Source organism: Roseateles toxinivorans (assembly GCF_004362525.1).
In the GTDB taxonomy this organism is placed as follows: Bacteria; Pseudomonadota; Gammaproteobacteria; order Burkholderiales; family Burkholderiaceae_C; genus Paucibacter; species Paucibacter toxinivorans.
On sequence record NZ_SNXS01000002.1, the window covers coordinates 194604 to 218735 of the forward strand.

Annotated in this window: 23 protein-coding genes; 12 read left to right on the forward strand and 11 right to left on the reverse strand. The window is 68.6% G+C overall.

Going from position 1 to position 24132, the window contains the following annotated elements; translation table 11 throughout:
- Nucleotides 1-116: 116 nt before the first annotated feature.
- Together DES47_RS06560 and DES47_RS06565 are read left to right on the forward strand one after the other, a co-directional pair.
- Complete coding sequence (locus tag DES47_RS06560; RefSeq protein ID WP_133699887.1) at nt 117-1103, forward strand: helix-turn-helix transcriptional regulator; 987 nt, start codon at nt 117-119, stop codon at nt 1101-1103.
- Nucleotides 1104-1183: 80 nt separating this feature from the next.
- Nucleotides 1184-3250, forward strand: coding sequence for a 3-hydroxybutyrate oligomer hydrolase family protein (locus DES47_RS06565; RefSeq protein ID WP_133699888.1), 2067 nt, complete (start codon nt 1184-1186; stop codon nt 3248-3250).
- On the opposite strand, the gene DES47_RS06570 is transcribed toward DES47_RS06565, so the two are convergent.
- Both DES47_RS06570 and DES47_RS06575 read right to left on the reverse strand, forming a co-directional pair.
- Entirely contained in the window at nt 3247-3666 is a 420-nt protein-coding gene (locus tag DES47_RS06570) for a VOC family protein (protein WP_133700765.1), read from the reverse strand. The two genes, DES47_RS06565 and DES47_RS06570, sit on opposite strands and share 4 nt — an antisense overlap.
- Nucleotides 3667-3668: 2 nt before the next feature.
- Entirely contained in the window at nt 3669-4172 is a 504-nt protein-coding gene (locus DES47_RS06575; protein WP_133699889.1) for a helix-turn-helix domain-containing protein, read from the reverse strand.
- Between the two features lie 153 nt (nt 4173-4325).
- On the opposite strand from DES47_RS06575, the gene DES47_RS06580 reads away from it, so the two are divergent.
- The 3 genes from DES47_RS06580 to DES47_RS06590 are packed head-to-tail and all read left to right on the forward strand — an operon-like array spanning nt 4326 to nt 6228.
- Nucleotides 4326-5396, forward strand: a complete 1071-nt coding sequence (locus DES47_RS06580; RefSeq protein ID WP_133699890.1) for a flavodoxin family protein — start codon at nt 4326-4328, stop codon at nt 5394-5396.
- Nucleotides 5397-5428: 32 nt separating this feature from the next.
- Entirely contained in the window at nt 5429-5881 is a 453-nt protein-coding gene (locus tag DES47_RS06585) for an OsmC family protein (protein WP_133699891.1), read from the forward strand.
- Nucleotides 5882-5901: 20 nt separating this feature from the next.
- The gene (locus DES47_RS06590; RefSeq protein ID WP_133699892.1) at nt 5902-6228 is read left to right on the forward strand and encodes a plasmid stabilization protein; all 327 of its coding nucleotides are present in this window, start codon (nt 5902-5904) and stop codon (nt 6226-6228) included.
- A 34-nt stretch (nt 6229-6262) separates the two neighbouring features.
- Here DES47_RS06590 and DES47_RS06595 read toward each other — a convergent pair whose 3' ends face one another.
- The 3 genes from DES47_RS06595 to DES47_RS06605 form a co-directional block, all read right to left on the reverse strand.
- Complete coding sequence (locus DES47_RS06595) at nt 6263-6634, reverse strand: HPF/RaiA family ribosome-associated protein (RefSeq protein ID WP_133699893.1); 372 nt, start codon at nt 6632-6634, stop codon at nt 6263-6265.
- A gap of 98 nt (nt 6635-6732) precedes the next feature.
- A complete protein-coding gene (locus DES47_RS06600) occupies nt 6733-7194 on the reverse strand; it encodes an SRPBCC family protein (protein ID WP_166651884.1) in 462 nt (153 codons plus the stop codon).
- 97 nt (nt 7195-7291) lie between these two features.
- A complete protein-coding gene (locus tag DES47_RS06605) occupies nt 7292-9292 on the reverse strand; it encodes a 3'-5' exonuclease (protein ID WP_133699895.1) in 2001 nt (666 codons plus the stop codon).
- A gap of 137 nt (nt 9293-9429) precedes the next feature.
- Here DES47_RS06605 and DES47_RS06610 point away from each other — a divergent pair, with 137 nt between their 5' ends.
- Nucleotides 9430-11208, forward strand: a complete 1779-nt coding sequence (locus DES47_RS06610) for an ABC transporter ATP-binding protein/permease (RefSeq protein WP_133699896.1) — start codon at nt 9430-9432, stop codon at nt 11206-11208.
- A 15-nt stretch (nt 11209-11223) separates the two neighbouring features.
- On the opposite strand, the gene DES47_RS06615 is transcribed toward DES47_RS06610, so the two are convergent.
- The gene (locus DES47_RS06615; RefSeq protein WP_133699897.1) at nt 11224-12177 is read right to left on the reverse strand and encodes an MBL fold metallo-hydrolase; all 954 of its coding nucleotides are present in this window, start codon (nt 12175-12177) and stop codon (nt 11224-11226) included.
- Between the two features lie 206 nt (nt 12178-12383).
- Here DES47_RS06615 and DES47_RS06620 point away from each other — a divergent pair, with 206 nt between their 5' ends.
- Complete coding sequence (locus DES47_RS06620) at nt 12384-12950, forward strand: PEP-CTERM sorting domain-containing protein (RefSeq protein ID WP_133699898.1); 567 nt, start codon at nt 12384-12386, stop codon at nt 12948-12950.
- Between the two features lie 63 nt (nt 12951-13013).
- On the opposite strand, the gene DES47_RS06625 is transcribed toward DES47_RS06620, so the two are convergent.
- Nucleotides 13014-15197, reverse strand: a complete 2184-nt coding sequence (locus tag DES47_RS06625; protein WP_133699899.1) for a 3-hydroxybutyrate oligomer hydrolase family protein — start codon at nt 15195-15197, stop codon at nt 13014-13016.
- A 125-nt stretch (nt 15198-15322) separates the two neighbouring features.
- Here DES47_RS06625 and DES47_RS06630 point away from each other — a divergent pair, with 125 nt between their 5' ends.
- Genes DES47_RS06630 through ubiA form a run of 3 tightly spaced genes read left to right on the forward strand, consistent with a single transcriptional unit; the run spans nt 15323 to nt 17705 of the window.
- A complete protein-coding gene (locus DES47_RS06630) occupies nt 15323-15898 on the forward strand; it encodes a helix-turn-helix transcriptional regulator (RefSeq protein WP_133699900.1) in 576 nt (191 codons plus the stop codon).
- Nucleotides 15898-16806, forward strand: a complete 909-nt coding sequence (locus DES47_RS06635) for a helix-turn-helix transcriptional regulator (RefSeq protein ID WP_133699901.1) — start codon at nt 15898-15900, stop codon at nt 16804-16806. Before DES47_RS06630 ends, DES47_RS06635 begins: the two co-directional genes overlap by 1 nt.
- On the forward strand, nt 16803-17705 hold the full coding sequence (gene ubiA, locus DES47_RS06640) for a 4-hydroxybenzoate octaprenyltransferase (RefSeq protein ID WP_133699902.1): 903 nt from the start codon (nt 16803-16805) through the stop codon (nt 17703-17705). Before DES47_RS06635 ends, ubiA begins: the two co-directional genes overlap by 4 nt.
- 3 nt (nt 17706-17708) lie before the next feature.
- Here the strand turns inward: ubiA and DES47_RS06645 are convergent, their stop codons facing one another.
- Complete coding sequence (locus tag DES47_RS06645) at nt 17709-18317, reverse strand: ECF-type sigma factor (protein ID WP_208114924.1); 609 nt, start codon at nt 18315-18317, stop codon at nt 17709-17711.
- Between the two features lie 143 nt (nt 18318-18460).
- Between DES47_RS06645 and DES47_RS06650 the strand changes: the two genes are divergently transcribed.
- Entirely contained in the window at nt 18461-21121 is a 2661-nt protein-coding gene (locus tag DES47_RS06650; protein WP_133699903.1) for a serine/threonine-protein kinase, read from the forward strand.
- A gap of 15 nt (nt 21122-21136) precedes the next feature.
- On the opposite strand, the gene DES47_RS06655 is transcribed toward DES47_RS06650, so the two are convergent.
- The 3 genes from DES47_RS06655 to proC all read right to left on the reverse strand — a co-directional run bounded on the left by DES47_RS06655 (nt 21137) and on the right by proC (nt 23290).
- Entirely contained in the window at nt 21137-21826 is a 690-nt protein-coding gene (locus tag DES47_RS06655; protein ID WP_243748194.1) for a hypothetical protein, read from the reverse strand.
- A gap of 105 nt (nt 21827-21931) precedes the next feature.
- Nucleotides 21932-22459 (reverse strand): chorismate--pyruvate lyase family protein, encoded by a 528-nt coding sequence (locus DES47_RS06660; RefSeq protein WP_133699905.1) that lies wholly within the window; start codon nt 22457-22459, stop codon nt 21932-21934.
- 18 nt (nt 22460-22477) lie between these two features.
- The gene (gene proC / locus DES47_RS06665) at nt 22478-23290 is read right to left on the reverse strand and encodes a pyrroline-5-carboxylate reductase (protein ID WP_133699906.1); all 813 of its coding nucleotides are present in this window, start codon (nt 23288-23290) and stop codon (nt 22478-22480) included.
- Between the two features lie 144 nt (nt 23291-23434).
- Here proC and DES47_RS06670 point away from each other — a divergent pair, with 144 nt between their 5' ends.
- Nucleotides 23435-24121: a nitroreductase family protein gene (locus DES47_RS06670; protein WP_133699907.1), complete on the forward strand. Its 687-nt coding sequence runs from the start codon at nt 23435-23437 to the stop codon at nt 24119-24121.
- Nucleotides 24122-24132 lie beyond the last annotated feature (11 nt).

Below are 24132 nucleotides of genomic sequence, written 5' to 3' on the forward strand. Positions count from 1 at the left end.
ACGATAGCCAAGCCCGGCCGCCCGGGCCAGCGCGATCTGACGAGCTGTCGGTTTGGCCGCTTGGTTGGCGCAAAGCCGCACGCGACCTGTGGGCCATGCCGTGCCATCATCAAGCCATGCACGCCTTCTCACGCTCCATGGTGGACCTGTACCGCCTGGCCGAACAGGCCGGCTACCAGGAGTTCCCGGGTGAGGCGCTGCGCCTGCTGCAGCGCTGGGTGGGCTTTGACGGCGCGGTGCTGGGGCTGGGCGAGGCCGGCCGCGACCCCCGCACCGGCCTGCTGATCACGCAGGCCCATGTGCACCAACGCGAGAACCACATCCTGCAGGCCTATGGCGCGGTATCGGGCCGCGACCCGGTCACCGACGCTTTTTTGCGTGGCCTGCAGCGGCCGCTCGCGGTGGACTGCCATGCACAGTACCGGCGGCGGGGCGAGGGGCTGGCCGAGATGGAGGCCTTCACGCGCGACTACGATCTGCGCCATCTGCTGCTGTTCGGTGACAGCCCCGCCGCCGGCACGCCCGGGCGCTGGCTGGTGCTGTACCGCGCCGACGATGCCTGTTTCAAGCCCGAAGATGCCGAGTTGCTGCATGCCGCCTGGCTGCACCTGTCGCGGGCCATCGGCCTGCATCGCGCGGCGCTGCTGGACCGGCAGGACAGCGTGCGTGCGCAACGCGCCTCGGCCCTGGTCAATGGCCTGGGCGGCGTCGAGAGCGCCGATGCGCGCTTCGTCGATCTGCTGCGCCAGGAATGGCCCGCGGGTTGCGGCCAGCAGCTACCCGCCGAGCTGCTGGGCAGGCTGAGCGAGGGCCTGGCCTGGCGCGGGCGGCGCATCGAGGTGATGGCTCGGCGCGAGCAGCATCTGCTCGTCTGCACGGCCCGCCCGGTCGAAGCCCTGGCCCTGCTGACCCCGGCCGAGGCGGCGGTGGCGCGGCGCTTTGCCGCCGGCCAGAGCCACAAGCAGATCGCCCGCGAGCTGGGCGTGGCACCGAACACGGTGCGCACCCAGATCACCCGACTGTATGCCAAGCTGCAGATCCACGACAAGGCGGCGCTGGCCCAGCGGCTGATGGCCGCCGAGCGCGGCGCACTGGACTCCTGAGCCCGCCCTGTCACGCATTTGCGTGATTGAGCGGCCCGGCCGCCCTGCCTATGGTTGCCTCCACAACAACGGAGACACCCATGACCCTGCACTTCAGGCTGCACCAGGCCGCCACGCTGGCCCTGCCCACCCTGCTGCTGGCCGCCTGCGGCGGCAGCGACAGCAGCAGTCCGGCCGATGCCTTCAAGGCCCGCCCCGCCTTCCTGCTCGCCGAGCCCGTACGCGTCGACTATGACGGCGGGAGCAACGGCCTGCTGACCGGCAAGGCCGGCTCGCTGGCCGCGCTGATCACCTACCAGCTGCCCGCCAACCCCACGGCCGCCGACCTGCGCACGCTGGCCATTCAGACCAGCTACACCGGCCTGCTTGACGTGACGGCCGCCGGTGGCTTCGGCACCTACTACGGCAAGGTCTCGGCGGCCGCCAACAAGGGCAGCGAGTATGTGGCCGTGTCGGATGACGGCACGGGCACGAAGAACGCGACCCTGGTCGTCACCGTGCCCAGCCATTTCGACGCAGCCAAGCCCTGCATCGTCGCCGTACCGTCCAGCGGCTCGCGACCGGTCTATGGCGAGCTGGGCACCATCGGCGAATGGGCGCTGAACAGGGGCTGCGCCGTGGCGCTGACCGACAAGGGCGGCGGCGTCGGCATCCATGACCTGGACCGCGACCAGAGCTTCGCCATCGACGGCACGGTGGCCGCCGCCGGTGCGCGCAAGGACCTGACCTTCAATGCCAATCTGCTGGGCGACAACCTGGCCCCCTTCCGTACCGCCAACCCGAACCGCCTGGCGCTCAAGCATGCCCATGGCAAGCAGAACCCCGAGAAGGACTGGGGCAGCTACACGCTGCAATCGATCAAGCTGGCCCTGTACGTGCTGAACAAGCAGTTCCCCGGCGCCGAGCTGTCACCGGCCAACACGGTGGTGATCGCCTCCAGCATCTCCAACGGCGGCGCGGCGGCATTGCGCGCCGCCGAGCAGGACAGCGAGGGCCTGATACGCGGCGTGGTGGCCGGCGAGCCGCAGCTCAATCTGCCCGACAACGCCGGCCTCGTCGTGAAGCGCGGCGGCGTGGCCGTGCCCATCTCGGCCAGGCCGCTGTTCGACTACACCACCGTGGCCGGCCTCTACCAGGCCTGCGCCACCCAGTCGGCGGCGCTGGCGCCCAGCAGCGCCTTTGTCATCGCCCCCTATGCCGCCAACCGCTGCGCGGCGCTGGCCGCCAAGGGCCTGGTGACCGGCGCGACCCTGGCCGAGCAATCGGCCGACGCGCTGGCCCGCCTGCATGCCTATGGCTGGGAGGCCGACAGCGATCTGCTGCACGACAGCCACTCCGGCTTCGAGTTCACCGAGCTGGTGGCGCACACCTACGCGAATGCCTTTGCCCGCGCCTCGGTGACGGAAGGGCTCTGCGGCTACAGCGTGGCCGGTATCAGCGCCAGCTACCAGACCCCGGTGGCGCCCGCCGCCGAGGCCTTCAAGCCCGGCTGGGCCACCGGCGGGGGCCTGGGGTTTCTGGGCGGCGCCTTCAACATCATTGCCGATACGTCGGTGGGCGGCCCGGCGCTGTATCTGCTGGCCACCTCGCCGAGCACCGGTCAGGCCGACTTCTTCGTCGACGGTGCCACCTGTCTGCGCCGTCTGGCCACCGGTGCGGCGGTGGGCAACACCACGCTCAGCGCCGCCGAGCAGGCGCTGGCCGCGCGCGTCAAGACCGGCCTGGCCGAGGTGCGCGTGACCGGCGACCTGCGCGGCAAGCCGGCGGTGATCGTCCACGGCCGCTCCGATGCGCTGATACCGGTCAACCATAATTCGCGCCCCTACGCTGCGCTGAACAGGCGCGCCGAGCCGAACAGCGCCCTGCGCTACTACGAGGTCACCGACGCGAACCACTTCGACGCGCTGGTGGGCCTGTACCCGAAGACGCTGGTACCGCTGCATGTCTACACGCTGCGCGCGCTGGACCTGATGTGGGCCAAGCTGAACAACGGCACCGCCCTGCCCGACTCGCAGGTGGTGCGGGCCAAGGCGCGGGCCTCGGCGGCCGCCGTGCTCAGCGATGCCAACGTGCCGGCGATTGCCACCACGCCAACGGCCGGGGACCAGATCACGCTGGGCAGCGGCACCATAGACGTGCCGAACTAAGCCCTGCTCGGCTGCGCGGCCTGGATCATCTTCCAGCCATTGCCGGCCGGGTCGCGGAAGCCGGCATCGACGCTGCCGTAGCGGTCCACCGACTCCTGCGTGAACTCCACGCCGCGCTCGCGCCATTGCGCGTAACTGGCCCGGCAGTCGACGACGCTCAGCACCAGGGGCGGCATCGCCCCCTTGGCCACCATGGCGAGCAGCGTCTGCGCCGTCGCTTCGTCATGGATGGGCGCCCCAGGCTTGAACAGGCCCAGCTGGAAGCCGGGCTGCTCCGGCTGCTGCACCGTCAGCCAGCGGTAGGAGCCGTTGCGCACATCCGTGTGGACGCGGAAACCGAGCTTGTCGACATAGAAGGCGAGCGCCTCGTCCTGGTCATTGACGTACACACCCACCACACCGATTCCTTGCTTCATCATCAAACCTCCTTGATTGAAGGCTGGTTTGTACCGTCGGCAAGGCGGCGGCGCTTCTCCGAAACTGCGGTGACGAGATCCGGCCGCTGCGCGGCCTTCAGCAGGCAGGCGGGCACACGATCGAGCTGCTGCGTCGTGGCCCGGGCCTCGCGGCGCAGTGCGCTGGGGCTCTTGCCGGTGATGTCGTGGAAGGTGCGGCCGAAGGTGCCCAGGCTCTCCCAGCCGGTGGCGAAGGCAATCTCGGTGATGGGGTGCTCGGTGTCGCGCAGCAGCGTGCTCGCCTGCTCGATGCGCCGCGTCAGCAAATAGCGGTGCGGCGGAATGCCGAAGGCCTGCCTGAAGGAACGTGCGAAATGGGCCTCGGTGACGTCGCTGAGCTCGGCCAGCCGTTTGACCGGCCAGGCCTCGTGCGAAGCGGCGTCCATGCGGTCCCTGGCGCGCAGCAGGGCCGGGTCTTGAGGTGCCTCGGGCTGGGGCGATGTTTCAGTATCTGCGCGTCGGGGCATGGCTTGCAAAAAGGGGCCGGCGATGGGCGGCAAGCTTAGCCTGAACACCGCGGCGCTGATGTCGCCAAAGCCTCCCGGCCTTGGTGCGCTGGCGAACAGACCGGGCCCGGGCGCGCGGCGACGATGGTGGCCCGCCCAGTCTCAGGAGTCGCCATGACCAAGATCCGCACCGGCCAGGCGCCGGCGCCGCTGACCCGGGCGCAGTTCCACGAGCGCTACCAGCTGCGCTTCTACGACCCGGCCTATGCCGGCGAGCAAGAGGCCATTGCCCGCCTCGAGGACATCGCCTGGCAGGCGCTGCAGGAGGGCCGCAAGGCGCCGGTCACCCGGCCCGCGGGCCGCGGCTTTGCCGACCCGAGCTATCGGATCTCGGTCGAGTGGCTGGACACCCGCAAGCGCCTGCGCCTGGCGCAAAAGCGCTGGCAGGATGCGGATACGCCCTCGCGCGTGCTGCTGGTCTGCGGCAGCGCCCGCAATGACGGCACCTGCCCGGGCGAGGTCTCCAAGACCTGGCGGCTGACCGGCATCGCGGAGCAGGTCATCGCGGCGGCGGGCGTCGAGGCCGATGTGCTGGACCTGAGCCTGGTGACCTCGGAGTTCGGCCGCACGATACAGCCCTGCAAGGGCTGCGTGGCGAGCGCAATGCCGCTGTGCCACTGGCCCTGCACCTGCTACCCGAACCACGCGCTGGGCCAGGCCGATGACTGGATGGCCGAGATCTATGAGCGCTGGGTCGCCGCCCACGCGGTGATCATTCTCGCGCCCACCTACTGGTACCAGTCACCCGGCCCGCTGAAGCTGATGATGGACCGCATGGTCTGCGCCGACGGCGGCAACCCCGATCCGACGACGACCCACGGCAAGCGCGTGGTCGAGGCCAAGCGCATCGAGAAAAAGGGCTGGGACTATCCCAAGCATGTCGCCGGGCGGGCCTTCGGCGTCGTCGTCCACGGCGACGTGGCCGGCGTCGAGAACCACCGGCGCAATCTGTGCGACTGGCTGGAGTGGATGGGCATGGTCGATGCGGGCGCAACCGCCAAGCTCGACCGCTACATCGGCTACTACGGCCCCTACTTCGACAGCCACGATGCGCTGGACAAGGACAAGGCCGTGCAGGAAGAAGTCCGCAACGTGGCCCGCTCGGTCGTCGCGGCCGTCAAGGAACTGCGCGCCGGCCGCCTGAGCCAACCGGACAAGCACACCCAGTCACCGCGCCCGAAATGACGCCACCCCAACCACCACCGAAAGGAAGCACCATGACCGAAAAGACCGCCACCATCCATTGGCAGGGCTCAGGCAAAGCGGGCCTGGGCCAGATCAGCACCGAAACCGGCGCGCTGAAGGCCTATCCCTACGGCTTTGCCAGCCGCTTCGAGGACGACAGGCGCGGCAGCAACCCGGAAGAGATCCTGGCCGCGGCTCACGCCGCCTGCTTCACGATGGCCTTCTCGTTCGCCTGCGACAAGGCCGGCTTTGCCACCGCCGTGGTCGATACCGAGGCCCGCGTGCGCCTGACCCAACAGGGCGAGGGCTTCGTGATCGATCGCATCGCGCTGACCCTGAAGGCCCAGGTGCCCGGCATAGCCGAGACCCGCTTCCAGGAGATCGCCCAGGCCGCCAAGCGCGACTGCCCGCTGTCCAAGGCGCTGGCCAGCGTCCTCGAGATCACGCTGGAGGCCACCCTGCTGGGCGCCCCCAGCGCCCGGTAGTCCATCGCCAAGGAGCCGTCATGCCGCAGAAAGCCTGGAGTGCCAAGCGCGAACGCCAGTACGCGCACATCAAGGAGGGTCTGCTCGAACAGGGCCGGCCCCTGCCGCTGGCCGAGGAGATTGCGGCCCGCGTAGTCAACAAGGAACGGGCGCAGCACGGCGAGTCGGTCGAGGCCAGCGCCTCGTCGCTCAATGACATGTCGGCGGGCCGGCGCGGCGGACTGCGCTCGCACCAGGGCCCGGGCGGCCGCACCGTGATGCAGTTGCGCAATGAGGCCCGGCAACGCGGCGTGGTAGGACGATCGCGCATGAACAAGGCGCAACTCGAAGCCGCGCTGCGACGTTGAGGCGAGCGCCCAGCCTTGCTGTTTGTATGCGGGCTCAGGCCTGCGGCTCGTCGTCGGTGTCTGGCGTGGCGTCCGGGCGCACGCGATGCTTGCGCGGGTCCTGCTTGGCCAGCGCGGATTCGACCGCGCGCTTGAGCTTGTGCAGCGCGCCGTCGATGGCCTGGTGGGCGCTGCCGGCATGGTCTTTCACGATCACCGGCTCCAGGCCGATCAAGCGCGCTTCCAGCGTGCAGTGGCTGCCGTCGGTGCCCGTTTTGGCCTGGCTATGGACCTCGGACAGATGGGCTTCGACCCGGGTGATGTGTTCGGCGAAATGCGCCATCGCGTCGGTGACGACGGTCTTCAGATGGTCGGCCATCAGCTGGCTGCCATCGGTGTGCGGGTCTGAATGAAGCAGGATTTGCATCAGGTTCCTTGGGTGTGGGGTTGGGGGAATTGCGCCCCGGAGGGTGCGGTGGGCGATCAGCCGACCGGCTGGCGGCCTGTGGACATCGTGCGCGCCGGTCAGGACACGATCTTGGCCAGGCCGTCCAGCACCATCGCCCAGTTCTTCTCGTACTCGGCACGGTGCTCCCTGTCGGCCGGCGTGATGCCGCCCAGCAAGTTCGCCTGGCTCAGCGTGACCTGGGTCGAGGCGCCCTGCGGCGCCAGATCGAAGCTGATGACGTGGTGGTTCTCCGGCGTGTCGGGCGTGCCCGACAGCGCACTCCAGTGCGAGAAGCGCAGGCGCCTTGCGGGCTCGAAGGCCAGGATGTCGCCCCTGTCCTCGTAGGGCTTGCCCTTGAACTCGCCCCGCATACGGATCGGGCTGCCGACCGCCCAGTCGGTGACGATGTCGGCACCAAAGAAGAATTGCTTGAGCGTCGCGGGTGTGGTCAGTGCAGTCCAGACGTCGGCGGCCTTGGCGGCCATCACCCGCTCGACCTGTGCGGTCACCTCATCGGTCATGCCATCGGACTTACTCATCGGGTATCCAATCGATCTGCGGGGTTGACGCCCGCAGACTGCACCAAGACACCCGCCGGGTCTGTGCCCTGGCGCACACAGGCCCCGGTCCGCAGGCTCACAGCCCCGGCGCCGGGGCCCCGTCCAACGGCGCGAGCAGCCCCGACTCGAACAGATAGCGCGACGGTCGCTGCGCATCGAACAGCAGGCTCAGATGCCGCCGGGCGCGCGTCATGCCGACATACAGCAGGTTGCGGTTCTCGGTCGAGTGGCCGCCGACGGCGAAGTCGCCCTGGTTGAGGCCGGGCAGGATGACATGGTCGAACTCCAGACCCTTGGCGGCCTCGATGCTGGCCAGCACCACGGCGTTGCGTCCCTCCATCTGGCGCTGCCGCGTGGCCTGCTCGTGCATGACGCGGAACAACGCCTCCAGCGTGCCCTCGCCCTCGATCAGGCCTACCAGCTGGGCGAGGTTCTGCTCCAACTGGTCGATGTCTTCGCGGCACACCAGTACCCGCGCCGCCAGCTGGTGCGGCTGCAGCACGGCGACGAAGCGCCGGGCAAAGGCCTGGGCGTCATCGCTGCGCAGCAGGGCAATGGCGTCCAGCAGCCGGCGCCTCACCTCGGCGTCGGCATTGCGCAGGATGTGGTTCTGGATGAACAGTGGCATCGCCGCCGGATCGGCGGCCACCTCGCGCATCACCCGCTCCTGCTCCTCGACGCGGTCGGCCAGGCGCAGCTCCTGGCTGTCGATGTAGGAGCCCGCAAACAGCATCAGCGCCTGCAGCACCGCCAGACGGGTCGGCGCCGCGTCGAAGCCGCTGAAATCGTTCTGCGCATAGGCGTGCAGCCCGCGCACCAGCAGCACCTCGCGGCGCTGCAGGTAGGACGTGAAGCCAGCCGTGCGGTAGTGCACGCCGGCACGCAGCAGCTGGTCCTCCAGCGGAATCGACTGGTGGGCCTGGCGTATCAGCACCGCGATGCTCGCACCCGGCCCCGCCTTGGCCGCCCGCTCCGTGGCACGCAGCTCCTGCAGCGAGCGCGCCACATGGCGGCTCATCGTCGCCGCGTCGGCAAAGGGCAGCACCTGGATCTCGGTCGGCCAGGCCGCGCCAGAGCGATAGGGTTTGGCCGCCAGCCGGCCCGCCGCATCGGCCAACTCAGCGCCGAAGCGGAAGCTCGCCGTCAGCGGGAACCGCGCGGCCCGACCGATGCCGCGCTCGAAGGCTGCCCCCATGAAATCGGCATCGGCGCCGGCCGCCGAGTGGATGACCTGGTCGCGGTCGCCCACGCCCAGAAAGGCCACCCGCCGGTTGCTCGCCAGCAGGCAGGCCAGCACGGTGAACATGGCGCGATTGGTGTCGTGCATCTCGTCGAGCACGACCAGGTTCAGGCCCAGATCCAGCGGGTGGGGCTCGCTGCCCGCGAGCTCATCGTCGACGATCAGCCGCGCCAGGTCATAGGTCGCATCACCGGCGGCGCGAAAGGCCGGATGGTCGGGATGGCCGCCGCGGCGTATGAATTCAAAGGCACTGTAGACGCGCAGGCTGGCGTAGTCATGGCCCAGCTCGTCGGCCAGGGCCGGCGACATGCGCTGCTCGGGCGGATCCAGCACCAGGCGCAGCGTGCCCTTGAGCACGGCGAACCGGTTCAGCAGGCCCTCGACCATGCCCTCGCCGCCACCGGGGATCAGCAGTTCGTCGGGATAGCGCTCCTCGGGCAGGGTCTGGGCCCGTTCGATGGCCCGCAGCACATAGGGCTTGATCTGCTCCGGCGTGCGGCACCGGGTCACGCCGCCGCCCTCGATCTCGGCCAGGCGCTGGGCGCTGAAGTCGTCGAAGCTGAGGATGCGCAGTCGCGCGACGGTGCTCGAGGCCAGGCCGATGCGCAGCAGCGCCTCGCGCAACGCCAGCACGGCGGTGTCGGTATAGGTCAGCGCCAGGATGCGCTCGGGCGCGGCGCCGCGCTGCAGCGCCTGGGCGATGCGCAGCGCCAGGGTCGTGGTCTTGGCCGCGCCGGCATTGGCCTCGACCAGCCCATAGGGCACCCGGGCCAGCTGCACAGCCAGTTGCTCGGCGGACGGCGCGATGCCGGCCGGTACAAAGATCTCTTCGGTCATTCCGGATCGTACCGTCCGCGGCGCCCCTGCGGCCTGCCATGGGGAAGTCTCGCGTCTTCACGCGGCATCGTCCGACAGCGCCGCGGCCACTTGCGATGTAACCTAGGGTTCGCTCATGAGCCGTTTGCAAGGACCCGATGCCTACCCCCTCCCCCGCTGCGGCGACGGCGCCGGCCGAAGCCCGACCCCGCCGGCGCCCTTCGCCGCTGTCGCTGGCCGCGTGGACACAGTTCCTCACCGTGGCCAAGCCCTACTGGCTGGGTGATCAGAAGAAGGCGGCCTGGACCTCGCTGGCCCTGCTGATCGCGCTGATGCTGGCCGAGACCCAGTTCGCGGTGATGCTGAACAACCAGACCGGCGAAATGACCTCCGCCCTGGCCGGCAGGGATGCCGACCGCTTCTGGCACTCGGTACGCGCCTGCCTGTGGATACTGGCCTTCGCGGTGCCGATCTACGCTTTCTACTACTACATGCGCGACGCCTTCTCCAACCAGTGGCGGCGCTGGCTCACCGGGCGCTTCCTCGACGGCTATCTGGACGGCCGCAAATACTACGAGCTGGGCAGCAGCGGCGAGATCGACAACCCCGACCAGCGCATCAGCGAAGACATCAACAGCTTCACCGGCCGCTCCACCCACTTCCTGCTGATCTTCCTGGGCTCGCTGATGCAGCTGGTGGCCTTCAGCGCGGTGCTGTGGTCGATCTCTCATCTTCTGGTCGGGGTGCTGGCGGTCTATGCGCTGCTGGGCACGGTGATCGCGCTGTATGTGTTCGGCGCACCGCTGATACAGCTGAACTTCTGGCAGATACGGCGCGAGGCCGACTTCCGCTTCGGCCTGATGCGGGTGCGCGAGAACGCCGAATCGATCGCCTTCTATCGCGGCGAGGCCCAGGAGCGGGCACAGATCGATGGCAAGTTCGGCAAGGTCTTCACCAACTACGAGAGGCTGATCAAGAAGCAGCGTTCGCTGAATCTGTTTCAGCGCGGCTTCAACCAGCTCACCCTGGTCCTGCCCGCCGTGGTGCTGGCCCAGGGGGTGCTGTCCGGCGAGCTGGAGGTGGGCCGCGCCGTGCAGGCGGCAGGCGCCTTCGCCGCCGTGCTCGGGGCCGTGGCGCTGATCGTCGACAACTTCGAGAGCCTGAGCCGTTTTGTGGCCGGTATCGACCGCCTGCAGGCCCTGTCGCGAGAGGTGTTGCAGGCAGGGGCTGCTGCGCCGGCGACCGAGGCCCGGCCGCAGATCCGCACCGAAGGCGGCGAGCAGTTGGCGCTGGATGCGCTGACCCTGTACACGCCGCAATACGAGCGCATGCTGATCAAGGAACTGAGCCTGAGCCTGAAGCCCGGTGACGGCCTCTTGATCACCGGCGACAGCGGCTGCGGCAAGAGCTCGCTGCTGCGTGCGATTGCCGGCCTGTGGCGGTCCGGCAGCGGCGTGGTCCATCTGCCGCCGTCGGGCGATGTGTTCTTCCTGCCGCAGCAGCCCTATATGCAGTTCGGCACGCTGCGCAGCCAGCTCATCTATCCGGCTGCCACCACGGAACTGGCCGACGAGCGCCTGCTGGACATCCTGGCCGAGGTGCATATGGCCGAGCTGGCCGAGCGCGTCGGCGGGCTGGACGCCGTGCACGACTGGGCAAAGCTGCTGTCGGTCGGCGAGCAGCAACGCCTGGCCTTCGGCCGCGTGCTGGTGCGCCAGCCCCGCATCGTCATCCTCGACGAAGCCACCAGCGCACTGGACAGCGGCAACGAGGCCTCGCTGTACGAGCGCCTGCGCGGCACGGGCACCACCGTGGTCAGCATCGCCCATCGCGCCGCCGTGCTGCGCCACCACACCCAGGTGCTGGAGCTCAAGGGCGAGGGCGCCTGGGCGCTGCACCCGGCCAGCGGCTACCAGTTCGATGGCACCAGGGCCTGACGGCCGGCCCTGTGCCTAGGGCTTGCTGCTGTAGTTGGCCGGCAGCCAGGTGTAGCCCTTGCCATCGGGGCGCAGCCGGCCGATGCCGGGGAAGGAGATGTGCGCCACCGCCACGTAGTAGCCATTGGCGGCCGCCTCGGCATAGGCCTTCTGGCGCTGCGGCATGGCCTGGGAGGAGTCGGAGTCGAAGGAGATCGTCACCGTCGGGTCGGGAAACTGCACCGCAGCCACATGCATCAGGTCGCCCCAGACGGCCATCTTCTGGCCCTTGCTCTCGACCAGGTAGACCGAATGCCCGGGCGTGTGGCCATAGGTGGGCATGGCGCTGACGCCCGGCACCAGCTCGACGCCCTTGTCACTGCCCTCGAAGGGCTTGAGGCGGCCACTGTCCTGGTAGGGCTTGACCGACATCATCGCGCCCTTGAAACCGCCCTTGGCGGCCTCGGGTGCTTTCTCCATCTGCTCGGCGCTGAGCCAGAAATCCGACTCGCGCTTGTCCATGCGCAACACGGCATTCGGGAAGGCCGCCTTGCCATCGGCCAGCAGACCGCCGACATGGTCGCCATGCAGATGCGTGATGTAGACCTCGTCCACCTGCTCGGGCTGGTAGCCGGCCGCCTTCAGGTTCGTCAGCAGCTTGCCCAGCGTCGGGCCGAACAGGCTGGCCGCACCGGTGTCTATCAGCACCAGCTTGGTCCCGGTGTTGATCAGGTAGCCGTTGACCGAGGTTTCCAGCGGCAGGCCCAGATAGGCGTGCTGCAGCGCGCGCACCACCTGCCCGGGCTGGTTCTCCCGGAGCAGCTTGTCCATGGGCAGATTGACGGTGCCATCGCTCAGCGCGGTGATCTCGAAGTCACCCAGCATCATGCGGTAGTAGCCCGGCGCCTGGGTCTTGACCTGGGGCGCGGCGGCCTGGACGCCGACGGCGGCCAGGGCGAGGCTGAGGGCGGCAGCAAGACGGAAAGACATATCGGCTCCTTTTTTGGACAGGGAGCGGCAGCATAGCAAGGCAGCGCAAACCGTGCATTCGTTCATGGCCGACTTCCTGCCGCCCCCCTGAACCGGAGGGTCGGGCAGGCCAAACCCCCGGCTCGCGGGATGTGGACGACAGCCGCCCCCCATAGGATCGCGCCCTGACAGCCCACTCACTCACAAACAACTCCAAGGAAACGACCATGCGCTTCACACCCACCGCCCTCGGCGCCCTGCTCCTGGCCGTTTCCGGCCTGACCCAGGCCGCCCCCTATGTGGTCGATGCCAAGCTCAACAGCAGTTCCGGCGGCACCGGCCTGAGCACCATCAGCCTCGGCCTGGGCCAGTCCTTCACCGTCAGCGTTGACGCCGAAGACCTGTGGAGCGCCGGTGCCCTGCCGCGCTGGTCCAATGCCAACGGTCTGAGCGGGGCCCTGTACGCCACCGGCAGCGACGAGTCGGGCCAGGCCGTCGGCACCCTGATCGGCAGCAATTTCGGCCTCTATTCGCAAGGCAACCTCAGCGCCGCCTACGGCTCCCTGGTCGGCCAGATCGGTGGCGGCGACTACTTTGTCGTCGGCACCAACTACGCCGGCAATGCCGCCAGCGCAGGCACGTTGAAGCTGTTCTACTGGGACTCCCAGGCTGGCGACAACACGCAATTCATCACCGCCAATGTGAACGCCGTGCCTGAGCCCGAGAGCTACGCGTTGCTGCTGGCCGGCCTGGTTGCCATGGGTTTTGTGACGAGTCGCCGCAACAAGGCCTGAGCAATTCTGCATGCATGACGAGAAAAGCGCCCCGCGGGGCGCTTTTTGCATGGCTACCGCACCTTACTGCGGCACGTTCAGCGTGTTGCTGGAGAAGCTGATCGCGTCCGCCGCACCCGGCGTGGCGGCCCAGACCGGCACATTGGTGGCGGTCAGCACCGCGCCCGCGGCGCGCGGCGTGGTCCGAACCACCTGGCTGGCCGGCAGCGCGGTGCCGCTCTTCAGGTGCGCGTACATCTGGTCCAGCGCACGCACGAAGTACACATGCAGAGGCACAAACCTGGCGTCATAGCCAAGGAAGGTCGTGGCCGCAATGAACGAGTCGAAATGCTGCGCGTTAGTCACCTCGTAGTAGCGGGTCTTGGTCGTGGCGGACTCGTTCACCTGGTTCTTGCCGAAGTAAGCGCGGCTGGCATGATTGACCGGAATCAAGGTGTCGCTGCGGCCGGCGACGATGATCGTCGGCACGCCACGCAGCTTGGCCGTGGCCTGCGCCTCGTTGACGCCAGCGATCACACGGTCGGACCAGCTTTTCATGTTGCCGAACAGCGCCTTGCCGGTGGTCGTGTCCTTGCCGGTCACCAGTGAGCGCATGCACAACGCGCCATCAAGGCCAAAGTCGGCCGTGCCGCTGGTCGGAGATACGGCCAGAAAGTCCAGCTTGGCGCCGCCGACCGAGTCATTGTTGACGATGTTGATGCCGCCGGACGGTGGCACGCCGTTGCCGGTTGAGAACAATGCCGCCTGCGTGGCGGCGGCCTGTGCAATCACGTCGCCGCTGGCATTGGTGTTGGCGAAGCTGAAGCCGCAGACGTTGTCTGTCACCTTGAAACGACCGTAGCTGTTCACATAGGTCATCACAATCGAGTTCGTCGCCAGGCGGAAGTGCGACTGCTGGGTGAAGTTGGTCGCCGCGCTCCAACCGTAGTCGTTCATCTTGGTCAGCGCATCATCGGCCTGCTCGGCCACGGTCGCTCCGGCCACCAGGCCGCGAGCCTTCAGCGCGGCGCAGCGGTTCTGTGCTGAGGCCGTGTAGGCGGCGGGCCAGTAGAAGGAAATCAGCGACTGATCCGCCTGTGAGGACAGCGCGGCGCAGGGCTGATAGACATTGGCAAAGGTGAAGTAGTCCAGCAGCGGCTTGCTGTGGTTGTTCACCGTGCTGGCACCGAGCTTGATCGTCAGTGCTGCGTTGGCCCCGGGCTGGATCTGCGGCTCGGTCACGGCCACGCCGTCGATCAGGCCCTCGGTGTCCTGCTCGGCGGCCAGCAGCGCGGCGCCGGCACCGTTGGAGATCGACGAAGCGATCACCAGTGTGTTGGCCGGCGTCAGCAGCACCTCCTTCTTGCCCGGCTGGGCGGCGATGGCGGTGCCGTATTTTTCATTCAGCACATAGAAGGCCAGCTTGATGGCGCGCAGCGTGTCGCGGCCCCAGTCCTTCTCGGGGTTCTGCTGCGAATGGGCATGCTTGTAGGCCACGCGGTTCGGGAAGGCGATGTTGAAGGCCTCGCGCTCCGCGTCGCCGATGTCGGCCTTGAAATGGGCCTTCTTGCCAGCGGCGGTGGCCGTAGCCATGGTGCCGTCGATCTGTATTACCCGGTCGCTCATCAGGTCGTGCAGGCCATTGCCCGAGCCTTTGTCGGCATAGGCCACGGCGCAACCCTTCTTGAGGCCCCACTCGCCGGAGCTGCCGATGGCGCCGTAGATACCGCGCGAGCCCGACGAGGTGCCGGTGACGATGCAGGGGTTCTTGACGTCGAAGCTGGCCGGCACCTGGACCATCAGCACGACATTCTGGCGGCCCGTGCCATCGTCGGCCACGGCGATATGTTCGGTGCCTGCCACCCTGCCCTCACCCAGGGTGTCATTGCCGCTGGCGTCGATATTCGGGCCGTAGAGCCGGGTGAAGCCGCCGGCCGAAGTGGCGTCCAACACGGCGCGGTAGTTGGTGTGGATGGCATTGCGACGCAGCTCGGCGGCGGTGGGTGACTCCGAGATGGCGAAGGCCGGCGGGGCAGTGGCCAGCAGGCCGGTCTTGCCCAGGCCGCCGGTCAGCAGGTCATCGGTGCTGCCGTTGTAACTGACCTCGGTGGGCGCACCCGTGACGAAGGTGGGCAGGGTGTTGACCACCGGGGCAGGAGGCGGCGGTGGCGGCGGAACAGGCGCATCGTCGGAGCCGCCGCAGGCGGCCAGGAACAAGGCGGCCAGCAGGGTGGGAACGGGCTTGAGGGTGCCAGGTGTGACGGTCATTGCTGTCTCCATACTTTTTAGCGAGGGAGTAATGGCTTCACCCGCGGCGTCCCTCTTGCGCTGGCAACGGGCACTCGGTGCAATCCCATGAAGCGGACACACAGAGTGCGCTAGGCTAGGCGGACATGAACAACATCGACAGCCGCGTGAATACGCCAGGGTTTTCCCCTGCCGATAGCTTTGCCTCGCTGAGCCCCCTGGGCCTGGCGCTGTCACGCGACCGCGTGCTGTTCTGGGTCAACGAACGCTTTGCCGCGCTGTTCGGCTTCAGCGCCGAGGAGCTGGCCGGCCAGAGCTTTGCCGTGCTCTTCCCCAGCGAGGCGGAGTTCAAGCGCATCGGCCTGCGCATGCAGACGGCAATGCTGGGCTGCGGCAGCTACCAGGACGAACGGCTGATGCGCCGCCGTGATGGCCGGCTGCAGTGGTTTCGCGTCCACGGCCATGCCACCGACCCGAACGAACCCTTTCGCGAGGCCGCCTGGGTGTTCGAGCCCATGTCCACCGGCGTCGAACCCGACACGCTGACCCCCCGCGAACGCGAGGTCTTGGCCGCGCTCACCGCCGGGCTGACGGCCAAGGAATGCGCCAAGTCGCTGGGCATTTCGCCGCGCACCGTCGAAAAGCTCAGCGCCCGGCTGCGCCAGCACTACGGCGTGCACACCTCGGCCGGCTTGATTGCCCGGGTGCTGGGCATGCCCTGATGCTGGCGCACCCGGTCTTCGAAGCCCTGAGCCTGTCGCGCGCACGGCTGGAGCGCCAGGTCGAGCTGGGTGACGCGCTGCGCCTGGCGCAGTGGGCCAACCGGGACGACAGCACCCACTATCGCCAGCCCGGTCACCACACCCTGTCGGTCTATCTGGAGGGCGGTCGAGGCACGCATCTGGTCGATCAGCCCGGCAACACCGGCGCACCGGGGCGCTTCTGCGTGCTGCCAGCCGAGCATGAGTCGCGCTGGCGGATCGAGGGCCGGCTGCGCTTCGTCCATCTCTATGTGTCCGATGCCGCCTGGGCCGACCGGGTCGTGCGCCTGCTCGACGCCGAGCCGCGCGCGGTGACCCTGAACCAGCGCATCTTTGGCGAGGACGCCGCGCTGGCGCAGTGGGCAGCCCAGGTCGCCGGTCTTGACTGGGCCGGTACCAGCGGCCGTCTGCAGTCGCACGTGCTCAGCCACGCGGCGCTGGACCGGCTGGTGCTGCTGGCCGCCAGCCCGCGCGCGCGTGCTGCGGCCGAGCGGGTGGGCGGCGGCCTGGCCAGCGCCGCACGCCGCCGCGTGCTGGAGCATGTGGAGGTGCATCTGGACAGCGCGCTGGACGCGCTCACGCTGGGCCGCCTGGCCGGGCTGGCACATCTGTCGGAATTCCACTTCGCGCGGATGTTCCGCGTCTCCATGGGCTGCACGGTCCACCAGTGGATCATGCAACGCCGGCTGGCTCGCGCTCAAGACCTGCTGGCGGACGACCGATTGCCGCTGGCCGATGTGGCCGCCGCCTGCGGCTTTGCCAGTGCCAGCCATCTGAGCCAGGTCTTCAGGCAGCAGCTGCGAGCGACGCCGCGGCAGTTCAGCCGGACGCTGCGCCAGACCTGGGCGGAGCGACAATCCCAGGCATGAGCCCCGATCCACGCACGCGTTTCAACCTTTACCTCAATCTGATCCGCTGGGACCGCCCGGCCGGCACCTGGCTGCTGCTGTGGCCCAGCCTGTCCGCGTTGTGGATCGCCGCCGACGGCTGGCCAGGCATGCACTTGCTGATGGTCTTCATCCTGGGCACCTTCCTGATGCGTTCGGCCGGCTGCTGCGTCAACGACGTCGCCGATCGGGAGTTCGACAAACACGTCAAGCGCACCGCCCAGCGCCCGGTGACCAGCGGCGCCGTTTCGGTGCGCGAGGCCCTGCTGCTGGGGGCGGGTCTTGCCCTGTTGGCCTTCGGCCTGGTGCTGACGACCAATGCGCCGGCCATCCTCCTGTCGTTCGCAGCGCTGGCCGTGGCCTGCCTCTACCCCTATGCCAAACGGGTCGTGGCGATGCCGCAGGCGGTGCTGGGCGTGGCCTTCAGCTTCGGCATACCGATGGCCTTTGCCGCCGCGCTGGGTGGCATGCAATGGAGCCTGGAGGGCATCAATGCCGCCGTACCGCCCACCGCATGGGGCCTGCTGGCGTCGAATCTGTTCTGGGTACTGGCCTATGACACCGAGTACGCCATGGTCGACCGCGACGACGACATCCGCATCGGCATCAAGACCTCAGCCCTGACGCTGGGCCGTTTTGACGTGGCGGCGGTGATGGGCTTCTATGCCATCTATCTCGCGAGCTGGACCTGGCTCGGCCTGCGCCTCGGCCTGGGCAAGCTGTTTCTCTTGGGCATGGCCATCGCCGCAGCCCAGGTCGTCTGGCACTACCTGCTGATCCGTGACCGCTCGCGCGAGGGCTGCTTCAAGGCCTTCCGCGAGAACCACTGGCTGGGCTTCTCGGTCTTCGCCGGCGTGGCGCTGGATCTGTCGCTTCGTTAGCGTTCAAGCCTGGCCGCTGAGCTCGCGGTGCAGCCAGGCCTTGGCCAGGCTCCAGTCCCGCTTGACGGTGGCCAGGGACAGGTCCAACGCCTCGGCGATCTCCTCGTTCTCCAGGCCGCCGAAGAAGCGCAGCTCCACCACCTTGGCGGCGCGGGGGTCGAACTGCTCCAGCGCCAGCAACGCCTCATGCACGGCCAGCACATCGGGGTCGCTGGGCAGGGCCAGCTGATCCAGGCCGGCCAGCGTGGCGCTGACCAGCTCCGCCTCGCGCTTCTGCGCGCGGCGCGCCATCTCGTGATTGACCAGGATGCGCCTCATCATGATGGAACTGACGGCCAGGAAATGGCTGCGGTTCTTCCAGTGGGTGCGTCGTTGATCGGCCATGCGGAACCAGGCCTCGTGGGCCAGCGCGGTGGCGCTGAGCGTGTGGCCGATGTTCTCGCGCCGCAGATGGCCGCCCGCCATGCGTCGCAACTCCTGGTACAGCAGTGCGAACAGCTGGTTGCCCACCGCGGCCCCCTCCCCGTTGGCCTGACCCTGGGCGCTGAGCCATTGCGTCAGCTCCGCCAGATCGACCGGAAACGAGGAAGGAAGGTCAGGAAGGTTTTTCACGGCCCCCGATTGTGTATGAGCTTTCCGCGGCTGCGTGCCTGCTTGAACCCAAAGTACCCCGCGAATACGGGGTCAGGTCCATTGACCCGGGTCAAACGCTCTATGCTGGTCACCCGTCACGCTGTCATGGAGCTTGCCGCCGCATGAGCCTGCCCACCGATTCCGCACGCTGGAGCCTCGTCAAGTCGCTGTTTGACGAGGCGTTGCAGCGGCCCGAATCGCAGCGCGAGGCCTGGGTGCGGGAGCAGGCTCTGGCGCCCGAGGTGCGCGAGGAGCTGCTGTCGCTGCTGGCCCATAGCACCGGCGGGCATGAGGCCGCCCCGGGGTTTCTGGAGCAGCCGGCGCCCACGCTCCGCGAGCTGGGCCGGAGCGGCTGGCCGGGTATGCGCTGTGGCAGCTGGGAATTGCTGGAGCCCATCGGCAGCGGCGGCATGGGCGAGGTGTTCCGTGCCCGTCGCGCCGACGGGGCCTACGAGGGCCTGGCTGCCGTCAAGCTGCTCAAGCGCGGCATGGACTCGGCCCAGGTGCTGGCCCGCTTCGCCCAGGAACGGCAGACGCTGGCGCGGCTGGAGCACCCGCATATCGCGCGCCTGTTCGACGCCGGCCTCAGCGAGCTGGGCCTGCCCTACTTCGTGATGGAGCTGGTGCAGGGCCGGCCTCTGGACCAGGCCTGCGAGGGACTGGCCCTGGAGCAGCGCCTGCAGCTGTTCCTGCAACTGGCCGATGCGGTGGCCTATGCGCACCGCAATCTGCTGGTGCACCGCGATCTGAAGCCCGGCAATGTGCTGGTTAACGAGCAGGGCCAGGTCAAGCTGCTGGACTTCGGCATCGCCAAGGCGCTGGACCCGCTCGACGGCACCGATGCCGGCCAGACCCGGGTCGGCGAGCGCCCCTACACGCCGCATTACGCCAGCCCCGAGCAGGTGCGTGGCGAGCCGGTCAACACGGCCACCGACATCTATTCGCTGGGCGTGCTGCTGTACCTGATGTTGACCGGCGTTCGCCCCTATGGACGGCAGGCCAGCACACCGGGCGAGGCCGCGCACAGCGTGCTGATGGAGGCGCCCACCCGACCCAGCACCCTGGGGCCGGAGGTGGTCAGCGATGCACACTGGCTGGCCACCCGCCAGCGCCTGCGCGGCGATCTCGACAAGATCGTGCTCAAGGCGCTTGAGAAACCGCTGGAGCGGCGCTATGCCAGCGTCGATGCGCTGGCGGGCGATGTACGCGCCTATCTGGGCGGCTATCCGGTCAGCGCGAGGGCGCCCAGCTGGGGCTATGTGACCGGCCATTTCATACGCCGCCATCGCCTGCCGGTGGCATTGAGCGGCGTGGCGCTGCTGGCCCTGATCGGAGGGCTGATAGGCACCGCCTGGCAGATGCAGGAGGCCCAGCTGGCCCGGGCCCAGGCCGAGCGCCGCTTTGCCCAGGTGCGCCAGTTGGCCAACAAGCTGGTTTTCAACTACCACGACCAGATCGCCAGCCTGCCCGGCGCCACCCAGGTGCGCGAGGCCCTGCTCGGCGATGCGGTCGGCTATCTGGACGGACTCAACCAGGAGTTGGGCCAGGACCGCCGCCTGGCCCGCGAACTGGCCGAGTCGTATTCCCGTATCGCCGCACTTCAGGGCGATGCGTTCTCGCCCAGCCAGGAACGCCTGGCCCTGGCTGAGCAGAATCTGGACAAGGCCCTGGCCCTGCTGCCCAGCTATCTGGACAGCAGCAACCGCGAGCTGGAGGCCCTCAACAACGCCACCGAGATGTGGCAGGGCCGGGCCCTGCTGCACAGCCGAGCAGGCCGTCTGCAGCGGGCTCTCGACGCGCTGGAGGAGGGCCGGCGCCTGAGCGCCCGGGCGCTGGCACTGGCGCCGGGCAACAAGGAAGCGATCTCGCAACTTGCCACCTTGAAGGGCCGCATGGCCCTGGTGCTGGGCGGCAACTACAGTCAGGCCTGCCTGGGTAGGGTGGCCGAAGCCGGCACACAATGGCTGGAAGCGTTGGCGCTGTTCGAGCAGTTGGTGGCCAGCGAGCCCGAATCGCCCCAGTGGCTGAATCAGCTCGCCTGGGCGCGCAACGGTCTGGCGAGCTGGGCGGTGCTGAACGGTGATGGTGACGAGGCCGTGCGCCAAGGGCGGCAGCTGATCGCACTGCGCGACAGGATCAGCGCGCTGGAACCCAATAACGGCAACTTCCAACAGCAGGCCGCCATGACGCGATCGGTGATGGCCGCGGCGCTGAGCGCGGCCGGCCGGCCGAAGGAGGGTCTGCAATGGCTGGACCAGGCCGGGCTCATCCTGCACAAAATCAATCGCCAGGATGGCGCCAATCGCGCCGCCAGCCGTGATGCGGCACTGCTGCAGCTGGTTCGGGCGCGCACACTGCACCTAGCCGAGCCCGGCGCGGCCAGCCGCCTGGCCCTGCTGAATGCCCTGCGGGGACTACCCGACAGCGCCGAGCTGCATCACGACTTCTATATGACGCGCTGGCGTGCCGAGGCGCTGATCTGGAATGCCAGGGCCCACAGTTCGCGACCTTCAGACGCCGAGCAAGCGCTGAGCTATGCCGAGCAGGCACAGGCCCTGCTGAAGCGCCTGCCGGACAACCCCGACAATGCCAATCTGCGCTGGATGATGGCCCAGGCCCTGGGCGAGCAGGCGCAGGCTCAGCGCATGCTGGGTCGCGACGCCGCAGCGCGCTTGAGTGCAGGGCAGGCCATGGACCTGTGGGGTGGCGGCAGTGCCGCAGCGGCTCCGGCCTACTTCAAGACCTGGATCGAACGCGACCGACGCAGTGCCGAGGGTCGCTGAACAAGGAGCGCCGACTCAGAACGCGTACTGCAGGCGCATCGAAAACATGCTGCCTGGGCGGCCGTAGATCTTGCCGTTCAGCCATGCCGCCTGATATTTGATCTGCTGCCTGGCGCCCACGTCCCAGCTGCCCGACAACACCGGCCCGGCGCGATGCGACTGCCGGGCGTGGGGCGACCAGTGGTCCCAGGGTCCCAGCTCGCCGAAGCCCTGCAGGCCGACATGCAGCCAGGGCTTCCAGCGGTACTTGGCCTGCCACTGGTACTTCATCTTGGTCGGGCCGGGCACGGCACCGTCGAAGCGGCGCTCAAGGAACGCATTGGCATTCAGCTGGGTGCGGCCGACGTCGGTCTGCAATGCCGGCCCGATCTCGATCTCCACACCATCAGCGCGATCGCGGTTCCAGATCAGATTCGTGTGCACGGCCAGGTCGAAAGGATACTGGCCCTGGGTCAGCAGATAGTCGTTCTGCCAGTTCAGGGTGCTCAGCTTGGTGGCCACGCCGGTGCCGCCGATGAAGCTGGCATAGAGCTCGGTGTACCAGCGCTTGCTGACGCCGTAGCCGAAGCCGATCTCCGGCCAGGTCTGGACCGGCCGCCCGGGGAACTTGACGGTCCAGTAGCGGTAGTCGATCGAGGCCTCGCCCTCGTTCTCATACACGCTGACCAGGTAGTAACCGGGGTCGGCCGCGAGGGCCGACCCCAAGGGCCAGATCAAGCAGGCAAGGACTGCAAGCCGATTGCGCATCAAGCGTCTCCCGAACAATCCCACAGCCATGAAAAGCCTGCCATAGCTTAATCGCTGCCTGACTCAGGGCCGGTACTTCGCCAGCCCAGGCGCAAACAACTCCATCACCCGCAGCTGCGCCCCGCCGCGGCGGAACACCGAGTTGCGAGACCACAGCATCTGCGCCGAAGGTGGGCTGCCGGTGGCCGCCAGCCACTGGCGCTGCAGATGGCGGCGCGTGTGGCCGTGACGGGCCAGGCGACGCGGCCGCAACTCGCTGCGCACGACGCGGCGGTCGGCATACAGCAGGTTCGCCAGCGGCTGCGGCCCCAGCCCCTTGAGCGCGCGCCAGGGCCCGGCCAGCGCCGACTTGTGCAGGGCCGAGCGGGCCCAGACCAGGGGCACACCATCGACGCGCAGCAAGACCTCACGGACCAGGGTGCAGCCCCGCCGAGGCAGGCCCAGCGCCAGGCGCTCATGGCTGCGCAGCGGCTGGGTGCGCTGGCTCAGCACCTGCACCTCGAAGCGCTGGCCCAGGCGCGCCAGGCGCCGGCTCAGCGAACCGGGCGCGCGCAGCCAGTCGCGCAGGCCTTCACGGCTTGCTATTCCCATGATGCTCAACGGCCCTGTTCAGTTGCCGAACTCGTCGCCCAGCTCGCGGGCACGCTGTTGAGCGGCGAGCACGGCCCGCTGCACCGCGGCGCCCACGCCATCGGCCTGCAGGCTGCTCAGCGCCGCGTAGGTGGTGCCGCCCTTGGACGTGACGCGCTCGCGCAGCGTGGCCGGCGACTCGTCGGACTGCAGGGCCAGCGCGGCCGCGCCGGCGCAGGTGGCCAGCGCCAGCTGGCGGCCCTGCTCGGCCGAGAGCCCCATCTCGATGGCGGCGGCCATCATCGCCTCGACAATGTAGAAGAAATAGGCCGGGCCGGAGCCCGACAGCGCCGTCACGGCGTCCAGATCGGCCTCGCGCTCCACCCACAGCGTGGTGCCGGTTGGCCGCAGCACCTGCTCGACCAGCGCGCGGTCGGCGGCCGTGACCTCGGGGCGCGCATACAGGCCTGCAATGCCCTGTCCGATCAACGCGGGCGTGTTGGGCATGGCGCGCACGACACGCTGCGCAGCGGTCGCGGCGACCAGCCCCTCGCTGCGTATGCCGGCCATCACCGACAGCTGCAAGGCCTGCTGCACATGGGGCCGGCACGGCAGGGACGCCTCGGTGAACAGCTGCGGCTTGACGGCCCACAGCACCAGGCCGGCGCGCTGCAGCGAGGCATCGGCCGCGGCCAGCGGCTGCAGACCGAAGTCGGCCGCCAGCCTGGCGCGCTGCGCCTCGAAGGGCTCGACCACCAGCAAGTCGGCGGCGGCGTGGCCCGCCTTCAGCAGGCCGCCGATGATGGCGCTGGCCATATTGCCGCCGCCGATGAATGCTATGCAGGTGTTCATATCGCCGAGATCCACGCTTGAGGGAGTCGGCAAGTTTAGGGGCACTGCCGATGTGAGTTTCGCGTCTCCGGCGCTATGCTGGCGCCCAGAAATCGCGGCCAAGACCGCTTTCACCGTCAAATCCACCTGTCAGGGAGACAGCACATGACCACCACCTTCGCGCCGCCCGTCATGGAGGCGCTGCCCCACTATCAGGAACTGAGCCCGGCGCAAATGCTGGAACGCGCCCAGGCCCGCTACCAGAGCCTGCTGCGCCGCCGCACCGTGCGCGACTTCGACAGTCGGCCGGTGGACCGCGCCGTGATCGAGCACTGCCTGCTCGCCGCAGGCACCGCGCCCTCGGGCGCCAACCAGCAGCCCTGGCACTTCGCCGTCATCACCGACACCGCGCGCAAGCAGGAAATTCGCGCCGCGGCCGAGGAGGAAGAGCGCGCCTTCTACGCCGGCCGCGCCCCCGAGGAATGGCTGCGCGCGCTGGCGCCGCTGGGCACCGACGCGAGCAAGCCCTTTCTGGAGGAGGCGCCGCTGCTGATCTGCATCTTTGCGCAGAAGTACGGCATAGACGCCAGCGGTGAGCGCTTCAGCCACTACTACGTGCCCGAGTCTGTGGGCATTGCCACCGGCTTCCTGATCAGTGCGCTGCATGAGGCGGGCCTGGCCAGCCTGACGCACACGCCCAGTCCGATGGGCTTCCTGAACCGCATCTGCATGCGCCCGGACAACGAGAAGCCGGTCATCCTGCTGGTCGTCGGCCATCCGAAGGCCGGTTGCCAGGTGCCGGTGCATGGCGGCATCAAGAAGCCACTGGAGCAGATCAGCTCCTGGTTGTGAGGCCCGGCCGG